Source organism: Candidatus Cloacimonadota bacterium (assembly GCA_034661015.1).
Taxonomy (GTDB): domain Bacteria; phylum Cloacimonadota; class Cloacimonadia; order JGIOTU-2; family JGIOTU-2; genus JAYEKN01.
On sequence record JAYEKN010000304.1, the window covers coordinates 20,887 to 28,439 of the forward strand.

Annotated in this window: 5 protein-coding genes; 3 read left to right on the forward strand and 2 right to left on the reverse strand. The window is 36.6% G+C overall.

Annotated features, from left to right (window positions below; translation table 11 throughout):
• Positions 1–27: 27 nt before the first annotated feature.
• Together U9P79_10715 and xseA are read right to left on the reverse strand one after the other, a co-directional pair.
• Positions 28–1,131, reverse strand: a complete 1,104-nt coding sequence (locus U9P79_10715; GenBank protein ID MEA2105084.1) for a family 10 glycosylhydrolase — start codon at positions 1,129–1,131, stop codon at positions 28–30.
• Complete coding sequence (xseA, locus tag U9P79_10720; protein MEA2105085.1) at positions 1,124–2,476, reverse strand: exodeoxyribonuclease VII large subunit; 1,353 nt, start codon at positions 2,474–2,476, stop codon at positions 1,124–1,126. The genes U9P79_10715 and xseA overlap by 8 nt, the downstream gene beginning before the upstream one ends.
• 271 nt (positions 2,477–2,747) lie before the next feature.
• Between xseA and U9P79_10725 the strand changes: the two genes are divergently transcribed.
• The 3 genes from U9P79_10725 (at position 2,748) to U9P79_10735 (ending at position 7,013) form a co-directional block, all read left to right on the forward strand.
• A complete protein-coding gene (locus U9P79_10725; GenBank protein ID MEA2105086.1) occupies positions 2,748–3,431 on the forward strand; it encodes an Ig-like domain-containing protein in 684 nt (227 codons plus the stop codon).
• Between the two features lie 295 nt (positions 3,432–3,726).
• Entirely contained in the window at positions 3,727–5,136 is a 1,410-nt protein-coding gene (locus U9P79_10730; protein MEA2105087.1) for an amino acid permease, read from the forward strand.
• Positions 5,137–5,168: 32 nt separating this feature from the next.
• A complete protein-coding gene (locus U9P79_10735; protein MEA2105088.1) occupies positions 5,169–7,013 on the forward strand; it encodes a pyridoxal-dependent decarboxylase in 1,845 nt (614 codons plus the stop codon).
• Positions 7,014–7,553 lie beyond the last annotated feature (540 nt).

Here is a 7,553-nt window from a genome sequence, read left to right on the forward strand (position 1 = left end):
AATCCCTACTTTACGGACAGACTATAATTAATATTTTATAATTTTGTTTTGAATTGTAAACTCATTTTCCCGAATTCCTCCAAAATGGAACAGGGAAACTACCTTGAAATTATTTTTTTCGCAGATTGAAACTTTGGAAAAGATCTGTTGAACCGGATAATTATTCGAATGGTTCCAAGCACGCAACGAAATCCCAATTCTTTTTTTATCAACATTGTTCGGAATGGATTCAATCTGTTTCGTGAACTCTTCATCCGATTTTGCATATAGCATCAAATACACATAATCCAAAGAATCAAAATCCAACCATTTCATCCAATCCTGACAAAATTGGTTTTTGGCTTTTGCATATTCTCCGATTCCGGTTGTTGCGAAAATCATGCTCTTTTTCACATTTTTGAGTTTTTGCCCTGTATCTTTGACAAAATTTGTTAGTTGTGCTTGTTTCCAGAAAACAAATTTTGCAGAATCAATACTTGTAGAATTTTTGGAGAAATTGGCAAGAGAAATGGGATTGTAACCAAATTCGCTTCCGGGATAACGGATATAATCAAGCATTACGCCATCAATGAGATAATTTTTTGCAATATCCAAAATAATGTTTTGAGTATATTCCTGCACCTCTTTGATGCCCGGATCAAGAAATAGCCCCGAACCAACTTGTTCAATATCCATCTTTTCCAAATTTTCATTGTAGGTAATCCATTCGGGATGCTGGAAAACAACATGAGAATCCGGTAAACGAATTGTGTTTTTAGGAGTAATTACGAAAGTGGTGAGCCATGCAAAAACCTGAATATGATAATCGTGTGCCAATTGAATTAGCGAATAGAGAGGGTCGAAACTTTCGGGTTGTTTATCCAGAAAATAGGATCGTTTTTCCGGATTGGAAAAAGTAGAATCAGTTTTATTTGGCACATAAAGGGCATCTCCGCGATAGCGTATTTCAGCGAAAATATGCTTAAAATCATTTTCAACAGCAAATCTTACAACCTTTTTGATTTTTTCAGGGGAATTCAATTCCCAAGAAGGAACCCACAATCCATTCGCAGCAAATGAGTGCAGTTTATTGTTTTGCACAAAAAATAAAACCAATAGAGCAATGACAAAAACAAGAATATTTTTATTCATCCGAAATATTGTTGTAAATATTTTGTATTTTACAATCGCATTTACCTTCTGAAAAAAGAATACGCAATTTATCTTCGAGTTCCAAATCTTTGGTAGAAATAATATCTTTGCCATTTTTTGTTACCACGCTGTATCCTCTTTTGAGGATTTTCAAGGGGCTAAGTTCATCGAGTTTGCCCATTAGATTCAGCCAGTTACTACGTTTCTTTGCAAAGATATTTTCAAAATTTTGCCATAATGAATTCTGCTTTTCTCGTATTTCAGCATTTTGCAGATTATGGAATTTATTAAATTGGTATGAGATATTTGATTTTAGTTTTTCAAGTGTAAATCGGGAATCGGATATTTTTAGAAGCGAATTATTTAAACGATATTTTAGTTCATCGAGCTGCTGAGTATATTGTTGGAGGATATTTTGAGGGTGAAATTTATCAAGATAAAGAAAAAGTTCACGGCACTTACTTTTTTCCCGTTCAAATTTATTCAGCACGAGATTGTTTATCCGATCATCAAAATTTTTGATCTCATTCAAAACAGAATATCTATCCGGCACAACCAGTTCCGCAGCAGCCGAAGGTGTGGGAGCGCGTAAGTCTGCAACAAAATCTGAGATAGTGAAATCAATCTCGTGACCGACTCCGGAAATTATCGGGATTTCCGATTTGAAAATCGCTCTGGCAACCTTCTCCTCATTGAAACTCCAAAGATCCTCCATAGAGCCACCGCCGCGTGTAACTATCAGGACATCTACATTTTTGGATTTGTTGAATGCTTCGATTCCCGTAACTATTTCGTCTGCGGAAGTTTTGCCCTGAACACGAACAGAATGCAATAAAATATTTACGGGAAATCTGCGAGTGAGAACATTTTTTATATCCTGAATTGCAGCCCCGGTTTGCGATGTAATAATTCCTACACTCGCAGGAAATCGTGGAATTGGCTTTTTCCACTTTTCCTCAAAAAGACCCTCAAATTCCAGTTTTTCTTTTAATTGACGAAAAGCGATTTCCAGTTCCCCAATTCCCAAGGGTTTCATTTCGTTGATGTTCAGTTGATATTGTCCGCTTTTTTCATAAACCTGAATTTTGCCGTAACACATTACTTCCATTCCGTTTTCAGGTTGAAATCTTAGCAAACGATTGAATTGCCTGAAGAATACGGCACGTAGCGAGCAGTTTTGGTCTTTCAAAGTGAGATAAATATGCCCGGATGAGTGATGCTTGAAATTGGATATTTCCCCTTTGATCCATATAGCGGGAATATTATTTTCGAGAATATTTTTTACATGCTTTGTAATTTCCGTTACAGTAAAAATATTTAGGTTTGAATTTTCTTGATTATTCATAATTATTTTGAGTTTATTATAAGGGATAAATTTTTCCACAAACTTTTTGAATCAATGTTTTTACGTCAAAGAAAATGGGTTTGAATGTAATCCGGTGTGTAACTTTTGCGATGTTGCTGTTTATAAAATTAGAGCATCACGGATATTTTACTCCGAAATATTTTTAGATATTTGAATATAAAAAGATTGACTTGAAAAGATGAAAAACTAATTTATACACAATATAAATAATATTTTGAAATATAATAACATTTGAGAAAGGAGAAAGGCAATGTTTAGTTTATTAAATCACAAAGATGTAAATTCACGGAGGGCAATTTTCATTATAATTACCTCATTAATTGCGCTCTTAATTATAGGCTGTTCTTCGACTACAGACCATTCTACGCAATATCCGGATGTTACAATTACTCAACCTGACGATGGCGAAACAATTACTACACCAAGTAAATGGATAAAAGCCGATGTATCAAGTGAGGAAAGTATCGAATACGTTAATTTTATTATTGATGGAGAAGTAGTGCACACTGATTCCACCCCACCTTGGGAATATAATTGGTCGAATTTCTACTGGGCAGATGGAAATGTTCATTCTCTTGAAGTTACTGCGTATGATATGGATGGCATTCCGGGATCAGACAGCATCAGCGTTACAGTCTCAGAAGATGCAAATTTTTCCCCTACCTTACTTGAACCGGCAGATAGCGTAACAGTCCAAAACCCGATAGAATTTAAATGGGAAAGCCTCCCTGATGCCGTTCAGTATGATATAATAATTGGAAAAGTAAATGATTCTTTGTTTACTTTTTTGGAGCAAACTGCTGACACGATTCTTGTTTTTTCTATTCCGGATACTGCAGGTGCAGGTTTATACGGATGGAAAGTGCAAGCCCAAAATATTTGGACACTTTGGAGCGAATATAGTCCTCTTCGTTATTTTACTCTGACCGAATAATGTGGGTTATCAATAGATAGAGCAAATTATTATTTTTGCCAACTACTAAAGAATCAATAAGTCCACTAAATAAACCACTGAAGTGGTTAAATAGTTGTAATTCATCGTTTACCCACAGTTGAAACTGTGGGCTTCTAACTTATGTGTTAACAGTTAGATAAATATGATAGAAGCCCACGATTTTAATCGTGGGTTTACAACAACAAACAACATAATTTAACCGTTTTAACGGTTTTTTAAATGGACTCATCAATAATACAAAAAAAATTAATTTAAATTGGAAAGGAGTTATAGTATGACAAATAATCCCACAAAGTTAAATCTTTTTAAACTTATAATGATAACTTTGGCTTTTATTATGAGTATTAGAAATTTGCCGATGTTAGCTGAAACCGGCTGGTTGCAAGTCTTTTATATGATAGCTGCAGCTGTTTTGTTTTTAATTCCCACTGCCCTGATTTCCGCAGAACTCGCCACAGGATGGCCCTCGGCAGGAGGTGTGTATAAATGGATAAAATTGGCATTTGGGGATAGAGCAGCTTTTATTGCTGCCTGGATGCTTTGGGTACAAATGTTTTTTGGCATGGTCATGATCGGTTCGTTCATCGCAGCAATGATCGCCTTCATCTTCAAACCTGCTCTTGCGAGTAATAATATTTATATCGCCGTTGTAACAATATTGATTTACTGGTTTGCCACTTCGCTAAACTTGAAGGGCTTGAAATCCGGTAGTACAATTAGTTCAGCCGGTTTTTTGATTGGTGTCATTATTCCATTTATACTCATACTCGGATTCGGATTGACTTATTTTTTGGGAAACAATCCCATTCAATTACCTGCTTTCACTTGGGCAAAGGCTTTACCTGATTTTAGCAGTTTGAGTCATTTAACTTTTTTTGTTGGAGTTATATTCGTTTTTGCAGGGGTTGAAGTTTCGTCCGTGCATGCAAATGAAGTGGAAAATCCTCAAAAAAATTATCCTCTTGCTATGTTGGTAGCGGTAATTTTGATTCTCGTGCTAAATATATTAGGAGCATTTGCTATCGAGATCGCAGAGCCTGCAAGCAGTATCAATCTCGCCTCCGGTATTATGCAAACATTTTCCGTTTTTTTTAAGCTAAGACATGTAGATTGGCTCATCCCGATAGTTGCTGCCATGGTTGGCTTTGGTGCCTTCGGTCAGTTAAGCACTTGGGTTTTGGGACCTTCCACTGCTATGCTTCAGGTAGCCAAAAACGGATTTATGCCAAAATGGTGGCAAAAAACCAATAAAAATGGAGTTCCAATTCGTTTCGTTTTAGTTCAAGCAACGATGATTTCCCTAATTGCCCTGATCTATGTGGTTGTTCCCGCAATCAATACGGGATTTTTTATGATTCTAATTCTAACCACAACTTTATATGCGATTATGTATATTCTGCTATTTGCTTCGGCAATTAAACTCAGATACAAATATCCCGATGTGAAACGAGCCTACAGAATTCCCGGTGGTAAGGTGGGTATGTGGATCGTTGGTTTAGTTGGATTACTCACGATGGTATTCGTAATTGTGATCAGTTTTTTCCCACCCACAAATCTGAAAATCGGTAGCCCCACATTTTACGTGCTTTTCATGGTTGGCGGGTTGTTGATTTTCCTAACTATTCCCATTATTATTTATGCTTGCAAAAAACCTGAATGGAAGACAAACGAAGTTAAAAATTAGTAACAAAAAAATAACGCTTAGAAGGAGAAAAAATGGATATTGATGCATTGTTTTTAGGACCGAAATCGGAGAATGCAAAATTCTTTAAAGAAATCGTTAATGATATTATCAACGAGCATATTTTTTGGCGAAAGGATTTTCATCCGGAAGATGAACCGTTAATTTCATTACATCGAAAAGACGAAAAAAGTTTTAAGGAAACACAAGAAAAAACCGCAATGGTGTTGGATAAATTGTGTTCAAAATTGAAAACTACTTCAATGCCGTGGCATTCCCCTCGATATTTGGGACACATGAATGCGGATATTATGATGCCGGCTATCCTCGGATATATAGCTGCTATGCTCTATAATCCAAACAATGTGGCTTATGAAGCATCAACTGCTACTTCCCCGATGGAAATCGAGGTTGGAAAAGATTTTGCTCGACTAATGGGATATGATACCAAGATTGCATGGGGGCATATTTGCACTGACGGAAGCGTCGCCAATTTTGAAGCTCTCTGGTATGCAAGAAACCTATCATCAATTCCTTTTGCCATTAAAAAGATCAGACCAAAACTTGTAGATGGTTTATCTGATTGGGAGCTCGCTAATATGAAAATTTCCGAAATTCTTGATCTCTCTGAAAAAGTAAAAGATGTGTGGGATGAAGTTCGGGATAATTCCGTGCGTGGTACCGGAGTGAATCAGGAACAACTCGGAAAATGGATCGTTCCCCAATCCAAACATTATTCTTGGGTTAAAGCTGCCGATGTTCTGGGAATCGGGCTAAATAATCTGATAGAAATAGAAGTTGATGAGCACTTCCGTCAAAATATTGATGTCCTAAAAAACACAATTAATGATCTGATCGAGAAGAAAATCCCAATATTGGGCGTAGTTGGCGTGATTGGATCCACAGAAGAAGGTGCGATTGATTCTCTTGATAAGATCATTGAATTCAGAAAAGAATGCGAGCAAAAGGGAGTTTCATTTTATGTGCACGCTGATGCTGCTTATGGTGGATACGCCCGTTCGATCTTTCTTGATGAAGATTACAATTTTATGCACTATAACGCCATGAAAGTTAGGTTGCATAAAGAAAACATTATTAATCAGGATGACCTGAATTGGCCCAAGGAAGAAGTTTATAATGCTTTTAAGGCAATCTCCGAAACCGATTCCGTAACAATTGATCCGCATAAAATGGGTTATGTTCCCTATTCTGCCGGAGGTATTACTATCCGAGATAAGAGAATGACTGACGCAATTTCATTCTTTGCAGCTTATGTTTTTGAAAAGGGTTCTGATGCCCCGGCAATGCTTGGCAGTTATATTATTGAAGGCTCAAAAGCCGGTGCTACCGCTGCAAGTGTGTGGGCTGCTCATCAAGTTCTTCCCCTAAATATCACGGGATACGGAAAATTAATTGGAGCGAGTATTGAAGGTGCACAAAGGTTGTATGAAAAAGTGATTTCTATCGGAGAATTTGATGTTGATGGAACAAAATTTCAAGTTGAATGTTTAGTAAAACCGGATTTTAATATGGTTGATTTCGCTTTCAATTTTGTTGGCAACGCATCTCTGGAAAAGATGAATAAGTTGAACCTTGATATTTACAACTTAAGTTCATACGTCTCAGGTACAGTATTAAAAAAGGATTTTATTACATCTCATACCAATTTTTCCTTTGATGATTATACAAATGCCCCTGTAGGTCTGGCAAAACGTCTCGGTATTTCCAAAGAAGAATGGGATAAAGTTCATAGTCTGAGAGTACTGCGTGCTAGTGTGTTGTCCCCGTATTTCATGAGCGATAAGGTAACTGAAAACTACTGGAACGATTATATCATAAGTTTTAGGCATAAACTGAAAGAAATCCTAAAAGAAGAATAATTCGTTGGTATTGGATTATTCGAATATTTAGCCCACAGTCCGCTTCATGTGATTGTGGGCTTTTTTTTGTAGACGTAATACGCTTTTCCAAAGCGTGTTTTTCAAGAAACCAATTTTGAGAAACGTAATACGCTTTTCCAAAGCGTGTTTTTCCAAAATCAATTTTGAGAAACGTAATACGCTTTTCCAAAGCGTGTTTCTCAATGCAATCACAAAAATTTGTCTATGTTTTGCGAAGCTGGGGCTTCGCGAAAAAATGCGTTCCCCATCCGCCAGCTGGCGAATGGGAACGAGATTGACGCTAAAATTTATGGTGAATTGGGTGCGGGATTTAAAAACAAAAGATTGAATGTAGGTTGGGAGCCAGTTTATTTCCCGAGCAGTTAAACCTGAGGGAACAGATAAATCTGTTCGTTCAAACTACCATAAAATATTCCAAACCTTTTCCTGAATTTTTATTTCTTATCAATCTTCTCATCTATAAATCTTGACGCAAATTTTGATACCATAAAATCATAAAACAAAAAAACTAATTTCAGG

What these genes read in the sequence shown, in the direction of transcription:
- xseA (MEA2105085.1), bottom strand. Translation starts at nt 2,476, where the DNA reads ATGAATAATCAAGAAAATTCAAACCTAAATATTTTTACTGTAACGGAA.
- U9P79_10735 (MEA2105088.1), top strand. Translation starts at nt 5,169, where the DNA reads ATGGATATTGATGCATTGTTTTTAGGACCGAAATCGGAGAATGCAAAA.
- U9P79_10715 (MEA2105084.1), bottom strand. Translation starts at nt 1,131, where the DNA reads ATGAATAAAAATATTCTTGTTTTTGTCATTGCTCTATTGGTTTTATTT.
- U9P79_10730 (MEA2105087.1), top strand. Translation starts at nt 3,727, where the DNA reads ATGACAAATAATCCCACAAAGTTAAATCTTTTTAAACTTATAATGATA.
- U9P79_10725 (MEA2105086.1), top strand. Translation starts at nt 2,748, where the DNA reads ATGTTTAGTTTATTAAATCACAAAGATGTAAATTCACGGAGGGCAATT.